This window comes from Rhodococcus zopfii NBRC 100606 = JCM 9919, from assembly GCF_001895025.1.
Lineage (GTDB): Bacteria > Actinomycetota > Actinomycetes > Mycobacteriales > Mycobacteriaceae > Rhodococcus > Rhodococcus zopfii.
Genome location: NZ_BCXI01000122.1, coordinates 1 through 1,212, shown reverse-complemented (window position 1 = coordinate 1,212; position 1,212 = coordinate 1). Strand labels below are relative to the sequence as shown.

Genomic DNA, 1,212 nt, shown 5'->3' with positions numbered 1-1,212 from the left:
CTAGTGGCTCGACACGGATCGTTGACCGGGTAATCCCCAGCTGACGATGAGGTTCGCGGCAGACTATCTCCGAGCCGATACAAGGAGGTGGTCGTGGCACCCCAACCACGCGTGTTCGTCCGTCCGTTGAGCATGGAGGAAGGCCAACGGCTGCAGAAGGTCAGCCGCACGGCCAAGGACCCGGTCAAGCTGCGCCGCGCCATCGTCGTGCTGATGTCCGCGCAGGGGCAGGCCGTCAAGGACATCACCTCGTTGATGCAGGTCAGCGACGATTACGTCCGCGATGTCATCCATGCCTTCAACGAACACGGATTCGAGGCGTTGCACCCAAAATGGAAAGGGGGACGCCCGAAGACGATCGATGAGCAGACCCGTGAACGGATCTGCTTGATCGCCCGGACGTCCCCCTCCGATTGGAAGATCACCGCGTTCTCCACGTGGAGCTTGGCCAAGCTCGCCGAGCACCTGATCGCGACAAAGATTGTGTCGACGATCAGCCGTGAGACGCTCCGCCGGATTTTGCGTGACGGCAAGGTCACCTGGCAATCCACCACGACGTGGAAGGCCTCGACCGACCCGGATTTCCTGTCCAAGATGCACACGATCCTCGCTCTCTACGACGACCCGCCGACCGACGGGCGGGTGGTGTGCGTCGATGAGTTCGGGCCGTTGAACCTGCAACCCCGCAAGGGCCGGTGTTGGCGGCCGGCGACGCATCCGCGGCGGTTGCGGGCGACGTATCACCGATACGACGGGGTGATGCACATGCTCGCTGCCCTCGATTTGGACAGCGGCAGAATGTATTACCGGATTCGGACGCGTAAACGATCGGGCGAATTCCTCGAGTTTCTGAAGTCTCTTCGCACCCGTTGGACCGGGGAGAAGTTGTACGTGGTCCTCGACAACTTCTCCCCGCACCGACATCCGGCCGTGCGCCGGTGGGCGGCGGACAACGATGTCGAACTCGTGTTCTTGCCGACGTACGGGTCGTGGTTGAACTGGATCGAGTCGGAGTTCGCGGCGTTGCGGTATTTCGCGTTGAACGGCACCGATCATCGCAGTCATGCAGAGCAGAACGCTGCGATCGGGGCGTACATGCGGTGGCGCAATGCTCGTGCCGAACCGAAAACCCGGTTCGCTCCTGACTCACCGATCCGGTCGTGGACCGAGTACCCGCATTACCCGGCCAAGGTTGCTTGACGAGCCACTAGC

General features: G+C 62.0%; 1 protein-coding gene. It reads left to right on the top strand.

The window, feature by feature from the left end:
• The first annotated feature begins 93 nt into the window (after positions 1–93).
• Positions 94–1,200, top strand: a complete 1,107-nt coding sequence (locus RZ1_RS29395) for an IS630 family transposase (protein ID WP_238071991.1) — start codon at positions 94–96, stop codon at positions 1,198–1,200.
• Positions 1,201–1,212 lie beyond the last annotated feature (12 nt).